Annotated in this window: 18 protein-coding genes; 13 read left to right on the forward strand and 5 right to left on the reverse strand. The window is 68.8% G+C overall.

Translation table 11 applies throughout. The features are described 5' to 3' along the window. Positions 1 to 252: 252 nt before the first annotated feature. On the reverse strand, positions 253 to 471 hold the full coding sequence (locus ACO2Q2_RS00105) for a hypothetical protein (protein WP_423253734.1): 219 nt from the start codon (positions 469 to 471) through the stop codon (positions 253 to 255). 33 nt (positions 472 to 504) lie between these two features. Here ACO2Q2_RS00105 and ACO2Q2_RS00110 point away from each other — a divergent pair, with 33 nt between their 5' ends. Together ACO2Q2_RS00110 and ACO2Q2_RS00115 are read left to right on the forward strand one after the other, a co-directional pair. Further along, positions 505 to 918, forward strand: a complete 414-nt coding sequence (locus tag ACO2Q2_RS00110; RefSeq protein WP_423253736.1) for an HU family DNA-binding protein — start codon at positions 505 to 507, stop codon at positions 916 to 918. Positions 919 to 1,017: 99 nt separating this feature from the next. Further along, on the forward strand, positions 1,018 to 1,446 hold the full coding sequence (locus tag ACO2Q2_RS00115; RefSeq protein WP_423253738.1) for an H-NS family nucleoid-associated regulatory protein: 429 nt from the start codon (positions 1,018 to 1,020) through the stop codon (positions 1,444 to 1,446). Between the two features lie 126 nt (positions 1,447 to 1,572). Here the strand turns inward: ACO2Q2_RS00115 and zipA are convergent, their stop codons facing one another. From zipA to ACO2Q2_RS00135, 4 genes are all read right to left on the reverse strand, one after another. Further along, positions 1,573 to 2,556 (reverse strand): cell division protein ZipA, encoded by a 984-nt coding sequence (gene zipA / locus ACO2Q2_RS00120; RefSeq protein ID WP_423253740.1) that lies wholly within the window; start codon positions 2,554 to 2,556, stop codon positions 1,573 to 1,575. Between the two features lie 10 nt (positions 2,557 to 2,566). Continuing rightward, the gene (smc, locus tag ACO2Q2_RS00125) at positions 2,567 to 6,067 is read right to left on the reverse strand and encodes a chromosome segregation protein SMC (RefSeq protein ID WP_423253742.1); all 3,501 of its coding nucleotides are present in this window, start codon (positions 6,065 to 6,067) and stop codon (positions 2,567 to 2,569) included. Between the two features lie 131 nt (positions 6,068 to 6,198). Next, a complete protein-coding gene (locus tag ACO2Q2_RS00130; protein WP_423253744.1) occupies positions 6,199 to 6,462 on the reverse strand; it encodes a BolA family protein in 264 nt (87 codons plus the stop codon). Next, positions 6,459 to 6,758, reverse strand: coding sequence for a YciI family protein (locus ACO2Q2_RS00135; protein ID WP_423253746.1), 300 nt, complete (start codon positions 6,756 to 6,758; stop codon positions 6,459 to 6,461). Before ACO2Q2_RS00135 ends, ACO2Q2_RS00130 begins: the two co-directional genes overlap by 4 nt. A gap of 215 nt (positions 6,759 to 6,973) precedes the next feature. On the opposite strand from ACO2Q2_RS00135, the gene ACO2Q2_RS00140 reads away from it, so the two are divergent. From ACO2Q2_RS00140 to ACO2Q2_RS00190, 11 genes are all read left to right on the forward strand, one after another. Next, entirely contained in the window at positions 6,974 to 8,740 is a 1,767-nt protein-coding gene (locus ACO2Q2_RS00140) for a PHA/PHB synthase family protein (RefSeq protein ID WP_423253989.1), read from the forward strand. 168 nt (positions 8,741 to 8,908) lie between these two features. Next, on the forward strand, positions 8,909 to 9,397 hold the full coding sequence (locus ACO2Q2_RS00145) for a hypothetical protein (RefSeq protein WP_423253748.1): 489 nt from the start codon (positions 8,909 to 8,911) through the stop codon (positions 9,395 to 9,397). Further along, positions 9,387 to 10,133 (forward strand): acetoacetyl-CoA reductase, encoded by a 747-nt coding sequence (gene phbB / locus ACO2Q2_RS00150; protein ID WP_423253750.1) that lies wholly within the window; start codon positions 9,387 to 9,389, stop codon positions 10,131 to 10,133. The genes ACO2Q2_RS00145 and phbB overlap by 11 nt, the downstream gene beginning before the upstream one ends. A gap of 31 nt (positions 10,134 to 10,164) precedes the next feature. Continuing rightward, positions 10,165 to 11,604 carry a bifunctional enoyl-CoA hydratase/phosphate acetyltransferase gene (locus ACO2Q2_RS00155; protein WP_423253751.1) on the forward strand — a complete coding sequence of 480 codons (1,440 nt, stop codon included), beginning with the start codon at positions 10,165 to 10,167 and terminating at the stop codon, positions 11,602 to 11,604. Continuing rightward, positions 11,601 to 12,815, forward strand: a complete 1,215-nt coding sequence (locus tag ACO2Q2_RS00160) for an acetate/propionate family kinase (protein ID WP_423253752.1) — start codon at positions 11,601 to 11,603, stop codon at positions 12,813 to 12,815. The genes ACO2Q2_RS00155 and ACO2Q2_RS00160 overlap by 4 nt, the downstream gene beginning before the upstream one ends. Before the next feature lie 69 nt (positions 12,816 to 12,884). Further along, positions 12,885 to 14,297, forward strand: a complete 1,413-nt coding sequence (atpD, locus tag ACO2Q2_RS00165) for a F0F1 ATP synthase subunit beta (protein WP_423253753.1) — start codon at positions 12,885 to 12,887, stop codon at positions 14,295 to 14,297. Further along, positions 14,294 to 14,719: a F0F1 ATP synthase subunit epsilon gene (locus tag ACO2Q2_RS00170; protein WP_423253754.1), complete on the forward strand. Its 426-nt coding sequence runs from the start codon at positions 14,294 to 14,296 to the stop codon at positions 14,717 to 14,719. The genes atpD and ACO2Q2_RS00170 overlap by 4 nt, the downstream gene beginning before the upstream one ends. Next, positions 14,716 to 15,018 carry an AtpZ/AtpI family protein gene (locus ACO2Q2_RS00175; protein ID WP_423253755.1) on the forward strand — a complete coding sequence of 101 codons (303 nt, stop codon included), beginning with the start codon at positions 14,716 to 14,718 and terminating at the stop codon, positions 15,016 to 15,018. Before ACO2Q2_RS00170 ends, ACO2Q2_RS00175 begins: the two co-directional genes overlap by 4 nt. A 10-nt stretch (positions 15,019 to 15,028) precedes the next feature. Beyond that, a complete protein-coding gene (locus ACO2Q2_RS00180) occupies positions 15,029 to 15,343 on the forward strand; it encodes an ATP synthase subunit I (protein ID WP_423253756.1) in 315 nt (104 codons plus the stop codon). After that, a complete protein-coding gene (locus ACO2Q2_RS00185; RefSeq protein ID WP_423253757.1) occupies positions 15,340 to 16,056 on the forward strand; it encodes a F0F1 ATP synthase subunit A in 717 nt (238 codons plus the stop codon). Before ACO2Q2_RS00180 ends, ACO2Q2_RS00185 begins: the two co-directional genes overlap by 4 nt. Continuing rightward, entirely contained in the window at positions 16,053 to 16,301 is a 249-nt protein-coding gene (locus ACO2Q2_RS00190; protein WP_017461027.1) for a F0F1 ATP synthase subunit C, read from the forward strand. The genes ACO2Q2_RS00185 and ACO2Q2_RS00190 overlap by 4 nt, the downstream gene beginning before the upstream one ends. The last annotated feature ends 2 nt before the right edge of the window (positions 16,302 to 16,303 follow it).

The raw sequence follows: 16,303 nt of genomic DNA on the forward strand, positions 1-16,303 counted from the left end.
GACGGTGTGAGTATTCAGCGCACATCACTCGACCACGGATTCGTCTGCGCACCTCCACCCCAAGCGCCCACCAACCCACGCCGTCGTCTTCCGAATGAGAACCTTAAGCAGCGATCGGTGAAGGACCAATCAAGGAGATGGCGCTGGAGCAAGCAGCTCGTTCGGATCGGCTTGAAACAGCGCATGTCTGCACTATCAACGTGCTCAGCCCGTGCTCCTCCCGGGCGGCCAGCCCGGTCTCCAGGTTAGTGCTCATCCTGAAGGATGAGCCGCTTCGGGCCGAAAGCGGACGTCTCCAATGCCACCCATCGGGAAATCCAGCTGCCCACGTTCGGTGAGATGCCAGTCGAACGGAATGGAGCCGATGATCACGCCATTTGAGATCAGCATGATGAAAAGCGCGATAAAGCCGCCCGCGAAGCGCGGCAGGATGGCCTGCAACGCCATAACCACGTAAATTTGGCGGGCCAAGCGGCCATCGCTCCATAAGGAGCGATGCATTTCATGAGACCAGAGATAATGGCCACCAAATCCACTGCCAAGAAATCCACTGCCAAGAAGACCGCCAAAGCGAAGGCCGCTCCCAAGGCGGCGCCCGCCATCAAGCCGATCAAGGATGCACTGAGCAAATCGGCGCTCATCACCCACCTGGCCGAGCAGGCCAGCATCGAGGCGAAGCACGTCAAGGCGGTGCTCGCGGCACTCGAGCGCACCGTGCTCGGCGCGGTGCACAAGAAGGGGGCGGGCCATTTCACCCTCCCCGGCCTGTTCAAGATCAACGCCGTGCACGTGCCGGCCAAGCCCAGGCGCAAGGGCAAGAATCCCTTCACCGGTGAGGAGCAGGTATTTGCCGCCAAGCCGGCCACCGTGAAGGTGAAGGTGCGTCCGCTCAAGAAGCTCAAGGACGCGGCCGTCTGATGTCGGCCCGGATCTCCTGCAACGCCCACGGGCCGCAGGAGATTCCGGGCGGAGCGGGCGCTTTCCCATCAGCTAATGGTTCTATTCTCGAGGAAAAACATGGCTATCAATCTCGACTCGCTCTCCCCTGCCGAACTCCAGTCGCTCATCAAGACCGCCGAGGCGCAGATGGAATCCGCCCGCAAGAATCAGGTCCAGCAGGTCCGCACCCGGATTGACGCGCTTCTCAAGGGTGCCGGTCTGAGCATCGACGATGTTTACCCGCGGCGCGGCGGCAAGGGCGCCAAAGGCACGAAGGCGTCTGTCGCACCGAAGTATCGCAACCCGGAGAATGCCGCCCAGACCTGGTCCGGCCGTGGCAAACGTCCGCTATGGTTCTCCGCGGCCTTGAAGAAAAAGGGCGTCACGGCGGAGAGCCTGCTCATTGCCGGCTCCGCGTCGAAGTCCGCAGTGGCGAAGAAGGTGGCGACCAAGGCCACCAGGAAGGTCGCCAGGAAGGCGCCGGCACGGAAATCTGCGAAGAAGTAAGCCGCTTCCGCGCGGAAGAAAGTAGGCCCTGCGGGTCCTGGCGACACAGTCGCGACAGAGCCAGGGACAGCAACAGGAAGGGCCGCGATGCGGCCCTTCCTGTTGTACGCGTGACCGGATGCGGGATCAGCGGCCGAAGGTGATTTCCGGGCCTTCGTGGTCGCGATCCCAGCCGCGCAGCTCGTCGCGGATGTGGGCGATGCGCTGGCGGCCGAGTGCGTTGCGCTCCTCGTCCAGCACCTGGCCGTCGAGCAGCTCGGCCATGCGCTGGGCGGTGGGCAGCATGGCATCCCAGGCATCGAGCGCGGGGATCGGCGCGGGCAGGGTCATGAAGAAGCTCACGCCCGGGGTGCGCAGCGCGTCCAGCCGGCCGAGGTCGAAGTTGCCCGGCTTGAGCATGTTGGCCACGCTGAAGATCGGGCCCAGCTCGCGCCTGCCGTCGAGCAGGCGGTGGTAGATGCCCATGTCGCCGAAGTCGAGGCCGGCCTTTTCCGCGGCCACGATGAGGTCGGGGCCATTGAACAGCTGTCCTTCGCGCGCCACCACGAACAGCGTGACAATGCGTTCCACCGGCAGCTGCGCCGGCCGCTTGCCGAGATCCGAACGTGGCGTGGGGCGTGGTTCGGGCGTCGGCGTGGCGGTGGCGAACGGTTGTGGCGCCGGCGGCAGCGGATGCTCCGCCTGGGTCGGCGAACGCAGGGCATCGATGATCGACGCGGCCTGGCTGGACGGTTTGGGCGTGTCGGCGCCGGCGCGCCCGCCGGCCAGCGTGGCGCCGAGTTTCTCCAGTTCCGCACGCAACCCCATGTCCAGCTCGCCCTGCTGCGGGCCGGCAGGCGACTGCGGATAGTCGCGATCGAGCGTGGTGAAGAACGGATCGTCGGCCAGGCTCGCCTGCCGCCCCACGGTCGGCTCACGCCGTTCGCCGGGCGCGGGCTCCGATGCGGCGCGGCGCCTGCCCTGCTCCTTCTTCGGCTGGCCGAACAGCCAGATCAGGCCGAGCACGATCAGGCCGGCGATGAGCAGCGGGATGCCGACGTTGGCATTCCAGGCCAGGGCGAACGTGGCGTCGACGGGCGTCGACTGGACGGGCGTGGGGTCGATATGCATCGCGGTGTCCTCAGGCGGCACCGGCCAGTTTAGCCGCTTCGGCCAGGTCCACCTGCACCAGGCGCGACACGCCCGGCTCGCGCATGGTCACGCCGCACAGCTGGGTGGCCGCTTCCATCGTGGCCTTGTTGTGGCTGATGAAGATGAACTGCACCTTCTCGCTCATCTCGCGCACCATCGCCGAGAAGCGGCCCACGTTGGCCTCGTCCAGCGGCGCGTCCACCTCGTCGAGCAGGCAGAACGGCGCGGGATTGAGGCCGAAGATGGAGAACACCAGCGACACCGCGGTGAGCGCCTTCTCGCCGCCGGACAGCAGCGAAATGTTGGACACGCGCTTGCCGGGCGGCCGCGCCATGATCGCCACGCCGGTGTTGAGCAGGTCGTCGCCGGTGAGTTCGAGGTAGGCATGGCCGCCGCCGAACAGGCGCGGGAACAGCTCCTGCACGCCGGCGTTGACCTTGTCGAAGGTTTCCTTGAAACGCTGGCGCGTCTCGCGGTCGATCTTCTTGATCGCGCCTTCCAGCGTTTCCATTGCGCTGGTGAGGTCGACGATCTGGTTGTCCAGGTAGGTCTTGCGCTCGCTCTGCTCGGCGTGCTCCTGGATCGCGGCCAGGTTCACCGGTTCCAGCCGCACGATCTTCTGGCCGATGTCGGTGAGTTGGCGGCGCCAGGCGTCGGCATCGGCGTCTTCGGGCAGCTCGGCCAGCAGCGGCTCCAGCTCCAGGCCGGAGGCGGTGATCGCATCGGCCAACTGCTGCGCGCGCATCTGCAGCGCCTGCGCGGCGAGACGCTTCTCGGAAAGCTGCTCGCGCAGGCCGGCCAGCGTCTGCTCGGCCAGTTGGCGCTGCTGCTCCAGCTTGCGCACTTCGATGTCGCAGTCTTCCAGCGCGCGGCGCGCGTCCACCAGCTGGCGATCGACCAGCAGGCGCTGGTCGAGGTAGGTCTGGCGTTCGGCCTCCAGTTCGGCGATCGGATCGGCGCCGGAGGCGAGCTGTTCGGTGATCTCGCTGCGCCGCGCCTCGACCACGCGGATCTGCGCGTCCAGTCGCGCCAGCGCCTGCTCCAGCGAGGCCAGCGAGGAACGCTTGGACTCCATCGACAGCGCCAGCGAATGCGCCTGGTCGGCCGCCTCGCGCGCGTTCATGCGCGCTTCCTCGCGCGCTTCGAGCAGGGTGCGGCGCTCGTTTTCCAGCTCGCGGCGCTGGTCTTCGAGGTCGCCCATGTGGTTGACCGACTCGTCCAGCCGGGCGCGCGCCTCGCGCGTCTGCGACTGCAGCTCGTCCAGCTGCTCGATCAGCGCCGACAGCTCGCCGGCCACCTTCTCGGCGCGTGCTCGCGCGGTCTCCACCTTGCCGCGATGGCTCTGCAGCTGGCCGGCCAGTTCGGACTGGCGGCGGTGGGCGTTGTACAGCTCGCGCTGCGCGTCGTCGCGGGCGCGCTCGGCTTCGAACTTGGCGGTGCGCAGGTCTTCGAGCTGGCCGGTGGCTTCCTCGATGCGCGCTTCCAGCGTGGCCACCTGTTCGGTGAGCAGACGAATCTCGCGCTCGCGCGCCAGCACGCCCACCTGGTTGCCCTGCGCGCGGCGCACGCGCGCCCACTGCGGCGCCAGCCATTCGCCGGTGCGGGTGATCACGGATTGACCCGCCGGCAGCGAGGCGATGCGACGGCGCGCTTCATCCAGCGTCTCGGCGGTATGCACCTGAGCCAGCATCTGCATCGCTGCCGCCGGGCCGCGCACGCGCGCGGCGAGCGTGCCCTCGGCACCCTGCCCGCCGGCTTGCGCGGCGAGCAGCGCGAGGTCGGCCTCGCCCAGCGAGCCGAAGTCGCCGGACAGCGCCAGTGGATCGTCCACCAGCACGCCGTCGAGCAAACCCGCCAGCACGGTTTCCACCGCCGATTCCCAGCCGGCATCGACCTGCAGCGATTCGCCGAGTCGGCGCGCCTTGTCGAGACCAAAGCCGGCGAGCCAGCCGCTGGCGGCGGTTTCCTCCTGGCCGAGCGCGGCGTGCTGCAGGGCTTCGAGCGAGGACAGCCGGCCGCGCGCACTCTGCAGCTGCTGGCGCGTCTCGTTGAGCGTGGACTGCACCTGGCGCTCTTCGTCCAGCACCTTTTCGTGGCTGGACTTGTACTGGTCGAGCAGGCTGCCCAGCGTCTCGACGCGCTCGCGCTGCGTCTCGTGTTCGGTTTCCAGCTGTTCGGCGGCGGCGTCGAGCGCGGCGACGTCGGTGGCCTTCCGTTCGGCATCGAGTGCTTCGCGGCGCCTGGAGAGATCGATCGCCTGGCGATCGAGGTAGTTGAGCTTGGTGCGCTCCACCTCGGCGGCGCGGCTGGATTCGCCGGCGGTGCGGGTGTAGGCGTCCCAGCGCTGCTGCCAGTCGGCCAGCTTGGCCTCGGTGCTGCGCTGGGCCTCGGCGGTGTCGTCCTGCAACTGCTGCAGCGCTTCGAGCTTCGGCTCGCCTTCGGCCAGCGCCAGGCGCAGCGTCTCGATCTGCTCGCGGTCGGCGGCGATGTGCACGGACAGTTCGGCGTGCTCGCGCTCGGCCTCGGCCTGGGCGCGCTGCAGGCGCTCGGCGGTTTCCCTGTTGTAGCGCACCTGCTGCTCGACGCGCGCGATCTCGGCGCCGACCTTGTAGACCTCGGCCTGCACCGCGTTCAGATGCTCGCTGGCGCCGACGTGGCGATCGCGCACGCTTTCCAGCTGCGCCTCGATCTGGCGCTGTTCGGCGAGCTGCTTCTCGATGGCGATCTCGGCGGCGGACAGCTCCTGCCCCTCGCCGTCGTGCTGGCCTTTCAGCGCGCGGTATTCCAGCGCGCGCAGCTCGGCTTCCCTGCGGATCTGTTCTTCCTTCAGCGCCTTCCAGCGCTCGGCGGCGCGGGCCTGGCGGTTGAGGTGTTCGAGCTGCTTGTCCACCTCGTCGCGCACGTCCTTCACGCGGTCGAGGTTCTCGCGGGTGGACTTGATGCGGCTCTCGGTCTCCTTGCGGCGCTCCTTGTACTTGGAGATGCCGGCGGCCTCTTCCAGATGGGTGCGCAGGTCTTCCGGCGCCGCCTCGATGATCTGGCTGATCATGCCCTGCTCGATGATCGAGTAGCTGCGCGGGCCCAGGCCGGTGCCAAGGAACAGATCGGTGATGTCGCGACGGCGGCAGCGCGCGCCGTTGAGGAAGTAGGCGGACTGGCCGTCGCGGCTGACCTGGCGCTTGACCGAAATTTCGGCGTACTGGCCGTATTCGCCCTGCACCGAGCCGTCGGCGTTGTCGAAGATCAGCTCCACCGTGGCCTGCCCCACCGGCTTGCGCGAGGTGGAGCCGGAGAAGATCACGTCGGTCAGCGAATCGCCGCGCAGGCGGCTGGCGGCGCTCTCGCCCATCACCCAGCGGATCGCGTCAATGATGTTGGACTTGCCGCAGCCGTTGGGACCGACCACGCCGGTCATGTTGGTGGGCAGGTGCAACGTGGTCGGATCGACGAACGACTTGAATCCGGCGAGTTTGATCGTGGTCAGGCGCATCGGCAGGTCAACATTCCATGGAACGCCCGCACGGGCGTGAGGCGACAAAGCACTGTGCCAAACGGCAGGCGCCGCCGCAATGCATTGCGGCGGCGCAATTTACTTGGGGAAGGTGCGGCAAGCAGTTGATTTTACGCGTCAGGTGCCCGCGCATCGATGGACAGGGCGTGGATACCCTGATCCATCAGGCCGTCCAGTGCCGCGTACACCATGCGGTGGCGCTTGATCGGCAGCACGCCGGCGAACACCGGGCTGATGATGCGCACGTGGAAATGGCCCTTGCCGGCGTTGGCGTGGCCGGCATGCTTGTGGCCCTCGTCCAGCACCTCCAGCTCGGTCGGTGCCAGGGCGGCGACCAACCGCTCGCGGATCTGCTCGACCATCGCCGCGCTCATGGCAGGGTCTTGCGGAACGGCTTGATCTCGACCTGTGCGTAGACGCCTGTCGCGACGTACGGATCGGCGGCGGCCCACGCCTCGGCGTCCGCCTGGGTGGTGAATTCGGCGATGATCAGGCTGCCGGTGAAGCCGGCCGGGCCCGGATCCTCCGCGGCGATCGCCGGGAACGGACCGGCCAGCAGCAGGCGCCCTTCGGACTGCAGCGCGTGCAGGCGGGCCAAGTGTTCGGGCCGCGCGGCGAGGCGCCTGGCGAGCGAGTCGGGATGATCCGTGGCGTGGATGGCGAACCACATGGCGCGTTTTCCTAAGCTGGCGAAAAACCGCCAGTTTACTGCCGCGGCATCCATGTCGACACCGGGGTCGACACCGGGCCGCCGCGCCTGCTGCATCGCAATGAACAACGACAGGCCGGTTGACCTCGATCAAGAGCCTGCGCTATGCGGCGGCGCATCCTGAAAACCTCGTTGGCGCCAAGGCGCCCCTCTCCGTTTCCCCGGACTCCGTGTCGATGGAAGCCACCACCTCCCCTGTCAGCACCACCGACCGGATCGACCGGATGGTCCGCGCCACCGTGGCGCGCTGGACCGCCTCGATCTCGCCGGCCTCGTTGCAACTGGCCTGGAACGACTGGGCCGCGCACTTGGCCGGCGCGCCCGGCAAGCGGCTCGAACTACTCCGGCTGGGTCTGCTGCAGATGCGCGACCTGGCGAACTACGCCGCCCACTGCGCCCTGCCCGGCGCCGATCCGGAGGCGAATCCCTGCTGCGTAACCGCCCACCCCGGCGACCGCCGCTTCCGCGAACCGGAATGGAACCAGTGGCCGTTCAACGTGCTGCAGCAGTCGTTCCTGATGACCGAGCGCTTGTGGGAACAGGCCACCCATGGCGTGCCCGGCGTCGAAAAGCACCACGAGGACGTGGTCGGCTTCGTCGCCCGGCAGTGGCTGGACATGTGGTCGCCCGGCAACCAGTTGCTGACCAATCCGGTGGTGCTGAAGCAGACCCTGCAACAGGGCGGCACCAATCTGCTGCGCGGCTGGCTCAACGGCCTGGACGATCTCGACCGCCTGGTCACTGGCATGCCGCCGGCCGGCACCGAGGATTTCGCGGTCGGCCGCAACCTCGCAGTGACGCCGGGCAAGGTGGTGATGCGCAACCGCCTGGTCGAACTGATCCAGTACGCGCCCAGCACGGCACAGGTGCGGCCGGAGCCGATCCTGATCGTGCCGGCGTGGATCATGAAGTACTACATCCTGGATCTTTCGCCGCACAACTCGCTGATCCGCTACCTGGTGGACCAGGGCCACACCGTGTTCTGCATTTCCTGGAAGAACCCGGACGCGGACGATCGCGACCTAGGCATGGAGGACTACCTCCAGCTCGGTGTGATGGCGGCGCTCGACGCGGTGAACGCGATCATGCCGAAACAACCGGTGCACGCGGTGGGCTACTGCCTCGGCGGTACCCTGCTGTCGGTCGCCGCGGCGGCGATGGCGCGCGACGACGACCATCGCCTCGCCTCGGTCACTCTGTTCGCCGCGCAAACCGATTTCACCGAGCCGGGCGAACTGGGCCTGTTCATCGACGAGAGCCAGGTCAGCCTGCTCGAGGCGCAGATGGCGCAGACCGGCTATCTCACCGCGCAGCAGATGGCCGGTGCGTTCCAGATGCTGCGCTCGTACGACCTGCTGTGGTCGCGCCTGGTCGGCGAGTACCTGATGGGCACGCGCCGGCCGATGAACGACCTGATGGCCTGGAACGCCGACGCCACCCGCATGCCGGCGCGCATGCATTCGGAATACCTGCGCCGGCTGTTCCTGGACAACGATCTCGCCGAAGGGCGCTTCCCGGTCGGCGGACGACCGGTCGCGCTCAGCGACATCGCCTTGCCGATGTTCTGCGTCGGCACGCAGACCGACCACGTCGCGCCGTGGCGCTCGGTCTACAAGCTGCATTACCTCACCGTCGCCGACCTCACCTTCGTGCTGACCAGCGGCGGGCACAACACTGGCATCGTCAGCGAGCCGGGCCATCCGCACCGCAGCTACCAGCTGCTGCGGCGTGCGGCCGGCAGCGCCTATCTCGGCCCCGACGCCTGGCTGGAGCAGGTCCCGCTGCACGACGGCTCCTGGTGGCCGGCCTGGTTGCACTGGCTGGACGAACATTCCGGCGCACCGGTCGATCCGCCGCGCATGGGCAACCCACGCGCCGGCTACCGGCCGCTCGCCGATGCTCCCGGCCAATACGTGCGGGAGGCCTATCGCATCATCGACTGAACGACGGAACGCGAACGCCGGAACGCGCCCCGCATCCCAAGCCAAGTGGCCACACGGAATGTCATGGTGAGCGGCCACCCTCGCGGACGACGACCGGTATCGCCCGCAGGACCCGATCGGAACTGCCGGCCGCACGCCAACCCTCACACCTGAAGCGAGGACATGATCATGAGCACCGATACCAACCTTCCGCTGGATCTGTACAAGGCCAACGTCCAGCTGTGGATGCAGATGAACCTGCTGCTGCAGGAGACCCGCCAGCAATGGGCCGACCTCGGCGACAAGACGCTGGGCGACGACGTCGAGGAAACCCGCACCGAACTGGACGAACTGGCCAAGGCCACCGACTGGAAAGACTTCACCAACCTGCCCGGCTCGGCGGTCTGGCGTCGCATGCAGAAGCGCATCGGCGACCTGCAGGCGTGCACCGAAACCGCGATCGCCGAGCAGACCCGCTTCGCCTCGGGCCTGCAGCAGGCACTGGCCCACTGGCAGAAATCCACCACCCAGGCGTTCACCGAAGCGGGCAAGAGCCTGCCGATGGCGCTTCCGCTGAAAGGCACGGTGCCGGATTTCGGCGCACTGATGGCGATGTTCACCCCGGCCGGCAAGTCCGCTCCGGCCAAGCCCGGCAAGGGCAAGAGCCATGCCGAGTGAACGCACCGCGCTGATCACCGGCGGCATGGGCTGCCTGGGCGAGGCGATCGCCCAGGCGCTCCACGACAGCGGGCACCGCGTGATCGTCACCCACTCGCCCGGCCGCGATGACGTACAGTCCTGGCTGGACGCGCACGCCGTGCAGGGTCGCCGCTATCTCACCTACGAGATGGACGTGGCCGACGAGGCGTCCTGCGATGCCTGCGCCGAACGCGTGCGCGCCGACGGCCACGCGGTGGACGTGCTGGTCAACAACGCCGGCATCACCCGCGACGCGACCTTCCGCAAGATGCACAAGGTGGACTGGGACGCGGTGATGCACACCAACCTCGACTCGCTGTTCAACGTCACCAAGGCGTTCATCGGCGGCATGGTGGACCGGGGCTGGGGGCGCGTCGTCAATATCGCCTCGGTGAACGGTTCCAAGGGCGCGTTCGGCCAGACCAACTACGCCGCATCGAAGGCCGGCATGCACGGCTTCACCAAATCGCTGGCGCTGGAACTGGCCGGCAAGGGCGTGACGGTGAACACGGTCTCGCCCGGCTACCTGCAGACACGCATGGTCATGCAGGTGCCCGAGGACGTATTGAAGAGCAAGGTACTCTCGCAGATCCCGCTGGGTCGACTCGGACGCACCGATGAAGTGGCGGCCCTGGTCGCCTTCGTCTGCAGCGATGCGGCCGCCTTCATGACCGGGGCCAACCTGGCGATGAACGGCGGCCAGCACATGGCCTGAATCGCCCCTTCCCGGACCACGGAGCTTGTCCATGCCCGAGACCGTCACCGCCGCCCCACTTCCGACCGACGACGACATCGGCTACATCCACAACCGCACCTTCGACGAGATCGCCGTCGGCGACACGGCGGCGATCGAGCGCACGCTCACCGCCGAGGACATCCAGCTGTTCGCCGTGATGTCCGGCGACGTCAACCCACAGCACCTGGATCCGGACTTCGCCGCCTCCACCCGCTTCCACGGCGTGATCGCCCACGGCATGTGGGGCGCAGCGCTGATCTCGGCGGTGCTCGGCACCCGCCTGCCCGGACCCGGCACGATCTACCTGGCGCAGACGCTGAAGTTCCTGGCGCCGGTGCACATCGGCGACACGCTGACCATCCGCGTGACCGTGCGCTCGAAGGACGAGGCGAAGAAGCGCCTGGTGCTCGACTGCAGCTGCACCGACCAGACCGGCCAGTGCGCGATCCAGGGCGAGGCCGAGGTGCTGGCGCCGATGGAAAAGATCGTACGCACCCGCGCCACCCTGCCCGAGGTCCGCCTGACCGACGGCAACGGCGGCGTGCGCCGCCTGCTCGACTACGCGCGGCCGCTGGGCACGATCCGCGTGGCGGTGGTGCATCCCTGCGACGAGTCCAGCCTCGGCGGCGCCATCGACGCCTGGCGCGCTGGGCTGATCGAGCCGGTGCTGATCGGCCCGCGCGCCCGGCTCGACGCCGTGGCCACCGCGGCCGGCATCGACTTGTCCGGGCTGGCCATCGAGGACGTGCCACACAGCCATGCCGCCGTGCAGCGCGCGGTGGAGCTGGCCGTCGCCTGCAAGGTGGACGCCCTGATGAAAGGCAGCCTGCACACCGACGAGCTGATGACCGCGGTGATCGCCGCGGACAGCGGGCTGCGCACCAAGCGACGGATCAGCCATTGCTACCTGATGCAGACACCGGCCTATCCGCGCCCGTTCATCATCACCGACGCGGCGATCAACATCACACCCACGCTGGAGGAGAAGGCCGACATCGTGCGCAACGCGATCGACCTGGCCCAGGTGATCGGCGTGGAGCGACCGCGCGTGGCGATCCTCGCCGCGGTGGAGACGGTCAATCCGCGCATGCCGGCCACGCTGGACGCCGCCGCGCTGTGCAAGATGGCCGATCGCGGCCAGATCGCCGGCGCGGTCCTGGACGGCCCGCTGGCCTTCGACAACGCGGTGTCCGCCGCGGCAGCGCGGATCAAGGGCATCGTCTCGCCGGTGGCCGGCCAGGCCGACGTGCTGGTGGTGCCGGATCTGGAGAGCGGCAACATGCTGGCCAAGCAACTGGAATATCTCGGCGGCGCCGCCAGCGCCGGCATCGTGATCGGTGCCAAGGTGCCGATCGTGCTCACCAGCCGCGCCGACTCGCGCGAGTCGCGGATGGCCTCCTGTGCGGTGGCACTGCTGCTGGCCCATCGCTACCGGACGCAACCGCTGTGACCACGATTGCCGAGCCCGCGGGCGACCTGCTGCTGGTGCTCAACTGCGGCTCGTCCAGCATCAAGTTCGCGCTGTTCGATGCCGCGGTGTCGCCGCTGCCGCGCCGGCCGTGCTGGAGCGGCAAGGTGGAGAACATCACCGCCGCGGCGCCGCGCTACGAAGAAGCCGGCCAGCCGGCGGAACCGCTCGCATTGGCGGCCGACGATCCGTACACCGGCGCACTCACGCACATCCGCAGCCGGCTCGCGACGCGGATCGGCGCGCGGCAGCTCGCTGCCGTGGCGCACCGCGTGGTGCACGGCGGCAGCAAGTACTTCGCACCGGTGCGGGTGGATGCCGCGGTGCTGGCCGACCTGCGCAGCTACATCCCGCTGGCGCCGCTGCACCAGCCGTTCGCGCTGGAAGCGATCGAGGCGCTGCTCGGGCTGCATCCGGAGCTGCCGCAGGTCGCCTGCTTCGACACCACCTTCCATCACACCGTGCCCAGGGTCGAACAGATGCTGCCGCTGCCGCGCGCGTTCTGGGACGAAGGGCTGCGCCGCTACGGCTTCCACGGCTTGTCCTATGCGTACATGGCCAAGGCGCTGGACGAACGCCACGGCGCCCGGGCGCACGGCCGCACGATCTGCGCCCATCTCGGCAGCGGCGCCAGTCTGTGCGCCATGCACGAGCTGCGCAGCGTCGCCACCACCATGGGGTTCTCCGCGCTGGACGGCCTGATGATGGGCACGCGCTGCGGCGCGCTCGATCCCGGCGCCGTGCTGTACCTGATGCAGACGCGCGGACTCGACGTCGACCAGGTCGGCCATCTGCTCTACCACGAGTCCGGCCTGCTCGGCGTTTCCGGCGTCTCAGCCGATCCGCGCGTGCTGCTGCCGCGCGAGGACGAAAAGCCGGTGCGCGAAGCGCTGGCGATGTACGTTCGGCGCATCGTGCGCGAGATCGGTGCGCTCACCGCGGTGCTCGGCGGCCTGGACATGCTGGTGTTCACCGCCGGCATCGGCGAGCACAACGCGATCATCCGCGAGCGCGTCTGCCGTGCGCTGGACTGGCTTGGGCTCACGCTGGACGACGACGCCAACGCCGCGCATGCCGCCGTGATCTCCGCCGGCGACAGCAAGGTGCGCGTGGCGGTCGAGCCGACCAACGAGGAATGGGTCGCCGCCTCCGCCGCGCTCGCACTGATCACGCGTCAATCCACTTCTGTTTGACCCGGGTCAACCGTCGACCGGAGCCATCGTCCGACCATGAGTCCTCACAGGCCGGGAGGACATGCACCGATGGCAGGAAACGAAGGACAGCTGACGGCCGTGCGCGGCGCGGTGCTCGACGTGCGCTTCGCGCGGCCGCCGCTGCCCGCGGTCGGCGAAGCCCTGCACGTGCTGCGCGACGACGATGTGCCGCTGCTGCTGGAAGTCACCTCGCAACTTTCCGCGACGGACGTTCGTGCGATCGCGCTGCGATCCACCGAAGGTGTCGCCCGCGACCTGCGGGTGCAGGCGCTCGGCAAACCGTTGCAGGTGCCGGTCGGGCCCGCAGTGCTCGGCCGGCTGCTCGACGTCACCGGCCAGCTTGGTGACGACGGCCCCGCCCTGCCCGCCGACGTGCCACGCCGGCCGATCCATCGCGCACCCCCGCCGCTGTCCGCACAGAGCGGCACCAGCACCCTGTTCACCACCGGACTGAAGGTGATCGACCTGCTCACCCCGCTGGTGCAGGGCGGCAAGGCGGCAATGTTTGGCGGCGCCGGCGTCGGCAAGACCGTGCTGGTGATGGAGCTGATCCACGCGATGGTCGAGCGCTATCAGGGCATCTCGGTGTTCGCCGGCGTGGGCGAACGCTCGCGCGAGGGCCACGAGATGCTGCTGGACATGCGCAACTCCGGCGTGCTCGACCATACCGTGCTGGTCTACGGCCAGATGAACGAGCCACCCGGCGCACGCTGGCGCGTGCCGTTCACCGCACTGACCATGGCCGAGCATTTCCGCGACGAGCGGCGGCAGAACGTGCTGCTGCTGATGGACAACATCTTCCGCTTCGTCCAGGCCGGCTCCGAGATTTCCGGCCTGCTCGGCCGGCAGCCTTCGCGGGTCGGCTATCAGCCCACCCTGGCCGACGAGGTCGCCGCGCTGCAGGAGCGCATCGTCTCGGTGGACGGCGTGGCGGTCACCGCGATCGAGGCGGTCTACGTGCCGGCCGACGACTTCACCGACCCGGCGGTCACCGCGCTCGCCTCGCACGTGGATTCGATGGTGGTGCTCTCGCGCGAGATGGCCGCGCAGGGCATGTACCCGGCGATCGACCCGATCGCCTCCTCCTCGATCATGCTCGATGCCGATCTGCTCGGCGAACGTCACGTGCACATCGCCACCGAAGTGCGCCGGGTGATCGAGCACTACCGCCAGTTGCAGGATGTGATCGCCCTGCTCGGCATGGACGAACTGGGCGCCGACGATCGCCGTCTGGTCGAGCGCGCACGCCGGCTGCAGCGCTTTCTCACCCAGCCGTTCGCGGTGACCGAAGCGTTCACCGGCATGCCCGGCCGCAGCGTGGCGCTGGCCGACACGCTGGACGGCTGCCAGGCGATCCTCGACGGCGAATGCGACGGCTGGCGCGAGAGCTCGCTGTACATGGTCGGTACGCTGGACGAAGCGCGGGCCAAGGAAGCGGCGGCGATGAAGGCGGCGGCATGAACCGGCATCTGCACCTGGTGCTCGCCACGCCGCAGCAGGTCGTGCTCGACCTGGACGACGTGGGCGCGGTGCGCGGCGAAGACGCCAGCGGCAGCTTCGGCATCCTGCCCGGCCACGCCGACCTGGTGACCGTGCTGGTGCCCACCGTGCTGCGCTGGCAGCGTGCCGGTGGCGAAAAAGGTTTCTGCGCGCTGCGCGGCGGCGTGCTCCGGATGAGCGATGGCAAGGAGCTGCACGTGGCCTGCCGTGGCGCCGTGCACGGCGACGATCTCGACACCCTGGAAACCACCGTGCGTACCGCGCGCGCCGACCAGGCCGATGCCGACCGCCGCGCACGGGTCGAACAGATGCAGTTGCACGCCCGCGCCGTGCGCACCCTGCTGCGCTATCTGCGCCCCGGCCCGAGGAACGTCGCACCATGACGACGCCGGCACCCGACCCGCGCACGGAAGAGAGCCGCAACCCGGTCACCACGGCCGCCCGGCGCGCGCGCCAGCGCGACGAGGCCAACCGCGACGATCCGGCCACCCCGGCCAGCATCCGCCTGGCGCAGATCGGCGTGCTGGGCTGGACCATCGTCACGCCGATCCTGCTCGGCGTGCTGGCCGGGCACTGGCTGGACCGCTGGCTGCGTACCGGCGTCACTTTCGCCGCCGCCCTGCTCACCGTCGGTGCCGGGCTGGGCCTGTGGTTCGCCTGGCGCTGGATGCACCGTCAATGAGGAACCTGCCATGAGCCCTCCCCTCGCAACGCTTCCGTTGGCCCCGGCCATCGGCATCGGGCTGCTCGCCGGTGGCGCGGTCGGCCTGCTCCATTTCGTCGGACTGCGCTACACCGTGCGCCTGCTCGCCGCCGGTCGCACCGGACTGGCGCTGGCGTCGCAAGGCCTGCGCGTGCTGCTCAGCGCGCTGCTGCTGGCGGCCCTGTTCCACTTCGGCCTGGCCGCGCTGCTGGCGGGCTTCGCCGGCTTCCTGGTGGCGCGCCACATGCTGCTGCGCGACCGCGCGGCGACCCACGCGCCGCCGGTCAGGGAGCCCCGGCCATGATCGGCTCGCCGCTGCGCACCGACGTCCTGTTCCATCTCGGCCCAGTCCCGATCAGCTCGGCCGTGGCCGTGAGCTGGGGGATCGTGGCGGCGCTGGCGCTCGGTTCTTGGCTGGCCACGCGACGCCTCTCGCTGCGCCCCTCGCGCACGCAGGCGGTGCTGGAACTGCTGGTGGAAACCATCGACGGGCAGATCCGCGACACCATGCAGGTGGACCCGGCGCCCTACCGCGCGCTGATCGGCAGCATCTTCCTGTTCGTGCTGACCGCGAACTGGTCGGGGCTGATGCCCGGTATCGAACCGCCCACGGCCCACCTGGAGACCGACGCCGCGCTGGCCGGCATCGTGTTCCTCGCCACCATCGTGTTCGGTCTGCGTGCCCGCGGCGTGCGCGGCTACCTCGCCACCTTCGCCGAACCAGGCTGGCTGATGGTGCCGCTGAACCTGGTCGAGCAGATCACCCGCACCTTCTCGCTGATGGTGCGCCTGTTCGGCAACGTGATGAGCGGCGTGTTCGTGGTCGGCATCGCGCTGTCGCTGGCCGGGCTGGTCGTGCCGATCCCGTTCATGGCACTGGACCTGCTCACCGGCGCCATCCAGGCTTACATCTTCAGCGTGCTGGCGATGGTGTTCATCGGCGCTGCCGTGCACTCCGCCCCGCCTTCCCACGCGCCGGACGCGCCTGCATCTTCCGATCGGAGAGCCCCGTCATGAACGACCTCATTCCCGTTGTCAGCATCCTCGCCGCCGCGCTGTCGGTGAGCTTCGGTGCGATCGGCCCGGCGCTCGCCGAGGGCCGCGCGGTGGCGGCCGCGATGGATGCGATCGCGCGCCAGCCGGAATCGGCCGGCACCATCTCGCGCACGTTGTTCGTCGGCCTGGCGATGATCGAGACGATGGCGATCTACTGCCTGGTGATCGCCATCCTGCTGCTGTTCGCCAACCCGTTCCTCAAGTAGGC

The sequence above is a fragment of the Dyella sp. KRB-257 genome, assembly GCF_049445995.1.
Taxonomy (GTDB): Bacteria; Pseudomonadota; Gammaproteobacteria; order Xanthomonadales; family Rhodanobacteraceae; genus Dyella_A.

What these genes read in the sequence shown, in the direction of transcription:
- ACO2Q2_RS00140 (WP_423253989.1), top strand. Translation starts at nt 6,974, where the DNA reads ATGGAAGCCACCACCTCCCCTGTCAGCACCACCGACCGGATCGACCGG.
- ACO2Q2_RS00180 (WP_423253756.1), top strand. Translation starts at nt 15,029, where the DNA reads ATGAGCCCTCCCCTCGCAACGCTTCCGTTGGCCCCGGCCATCGGCATC.
- ACO2Q2_RS00170 (WP_423253754.1), top strand. Translation starts at nt 14,294, where the DNA reads ATGAACCGGCATCTGCACCTGGTGCTCGCCACGCCGCAGCAGGTCGTG.
- ACO2Q2_RS00155 (WP_423253751.1), top strand. Translation starts at nt 10,165, where the DNA reads ATGCCCGAGACCGTCACCGCCGCCCCACTTCCGACCGACGACGACATC.
- ACO2Q2_RS00110 (WP_423253736.1), top strand. Translation starts at nt 505, where the DNA reads ATGAGACCAGAGATAATGGCCACCAAATCCACTGCCAAGAAATCCACT.
- zipA (WP_423253740.1), bottom strand. Translation starts at nt 2,556, where the DNA reads ATGCATATCGACCCCACGCCCGTCCAGTCGACGCCCGTCGACGCCACG.
- ACO2Q2_RS00145 (WP_423253748.1), top strand. Translation starts at nt 8,909, where the DNA reads ATGAGCACCGATACCAACCTTCCGCTGGATCTGTACAAGGCCAACGTC.
- ACO2Q2_RS00175 (WP_423253755.1), top strand. Translation starts at nt 14,716, where the DNA reads ATGACGACGCCGGCACCCGACCCGCGCACGGAAGAGAGCCGCAACCCG.
- ACO2Q2_RS00130 (WP_423253744.1), bottom strand. Translation starts at nt 6,462, where the DNA reads ATGAGCGCGGCGATGGTCGAGCAGATCCGCGAGCGGTTGGTCGCCGCC.
- phbB (WP_423253750.1), top strand. Translation starts at nt 9,387, where the DNA reads ATGCCGAGTGAACGCACCGCGCTGATCACCGGCGGCATGGGCTGCCTG.
- ACO2Q2_RS00190 (WP_017461027.1), top strand. Translation starts at nt 16,053, where the DNA reads ATGAACGACCTCATTCCCGTTGTCAGCATCCTCGCCGCCGCGCTGTCG.
- ACO2Q2_RS00135 (WP_423253746.1), bottom strand. Translation starts at nt 6,758, where the DNA reads ATGTGGTTCGCCATCCACGCCACGGATCATCCCGACTCGCTCGCCAGG.
- ACO2Q2_RS00115 (WP_423253738.1), top strand. Translation starts at nt 1,018, where the DNA reads ATGGCTATCAATCTCGACTCGCTCTCCCCTGCCGAACTCCAGTCGCTC.
- ACO2Q2_RS00185 (WP_423253757.1), top strand. Translation starts at nt 15,340, where the DNA reads ATGATCGGCTCGCCGCTGCGCACCGACGTCCTGTTCCATCTCGGCCCA.
- atpD (WP_423253753.1), top strand. Translation starts at nt 12,885, where the DNA reads ATGGCAGGAAACGAAGGACAGCTGACGGCCGTGCGCGGCGCGGTGCTC.
- smc (WP_423253742.1), bottom strand. Translation starts at nt 6,067, where the DNA reads ATGCGCCTGACCACGATCAAACTCGCCGGATTCAAGTCGTTCGTCGAT.